The 1,078-nt window shown below is 71.9% G+C and carries 1 protein-coding gene and 1 pseudogene; both read right to left on the reverse strand.

The features are described 5' to 3' along the window. The coding region (locus A9X01_RS21945; protein ID WP_301336954.1) for a sigma factor at positions 1-350 on the reverse strand (350 nt) is incomplete at its 3' end. An 80-nt stretch (positions 351-430) separates the two neighbouring features. Continuing rightward, positions 431-901: pseudogene (locus tag A9X01_RS21950) on the reverse strand (hypothetical protein); the annotation flags it as partial. Between the last annotated feature and the right edge of the window lie 177 nt (positions 902-1,078).

The following is a 1,078-nucleotide window of genomic DNA, read 5'->3' on the forward strand; positions in this document are numbered from 1 at the left end:
GGCCCGGCGTCCGCCGAACGGCGCTCGGGCACCTCTTCGGCGGGATAGGCCAGGTTCCGGCCGGCGGCGCGGTGTGCGTCGGCGACCTTGTGTGCTGCGATGCCGTACAGGAAGGCCAGGAACGGGCGCCCTCGGTCCCGGTAGCGCGGCAGCGCCGTAATGGTGGCCAAGCACACCTCCTGAGCCACGTCATCTGCTGACAGGCCGCTCCGCTCGACCGTGCCGACTCGCGCTCGGCAATATCGGACGACGATCGGACGAATGGTCTCCAGCACCTCCCGAAGGGCATTCCGGTCCCCTGCGGCGGCCTCCGCGACCACAGCGTCGAGACGTTCCCCTTGCATTGTCATCGACGCTGGTTTCTCCAAAGTCACAAACGGGACTCATCCCGGGCTAACTCGCTGATCGACAATAACGGGCGGACAGGATGTCAGGCGGTACGCCAGATTCCGCCAGCGCGTTGCACCTCACCTGCGCAAATATCCCGGATTTCGATGAGTTCGCGCAGCCCTTGTGCTTCAACCGTGATGCTTCCGGTATCGATCAGCAAGCAAGCCAACGCCCAGCGCAGCGGCCGCAATCCCAGGGGTTCGGTGGCCTCGAGCGCCTGCTGCGCGACGTCGCGGGCCCGCTTGACGGCCCCGCTGCTGCACAGGGCTGCCGCAAGCACGACGTCGCTCTTGATCCGGTGGCGCGCCGACGCGCCGGTCATGGCCTGCGCCAGGTCGACCGCCTCCTGCGCCCGACTGACCGCGGTCGTGCCGTCGCCGGAGGCCATCGCCAGTTCGGCGCCCACCCACCGGCGGCGCACCGCCAGCCGGTCGGCCGTCGCCGCCGGCAGGTCGGTGCCGTCGAGCAACGCGTCGGAGCGGGTCAGCAACCGCTCCGCCACCCCGAAGCGGGGGGGGGGGGGGGGGGCGCGCCGGCCCCCCCCCCCCCCCCCCCCCCCCCCCCCCCCCCCCCCCGCCCCCCCCCCGCGCCCCCCCCCCCCCCCCCCCCGCGGGGGCGCGGCTCTACAGCGATGGAACCTGGACCTACGAGCGGGAATTCGACGCCAAATGCTGGAAGGGCGGCATGG

Source organism: Mycobacterium asiaticum, assembly GCF_001668675.1.
Taxonomy (GTDB): domain Bacteria; phylum Actinomycetota; class Actinomycetes; order Mycobacteriales; family Mycobacteriaceae; genus Mycobacterium; species Mycobacterium asiaticum_D.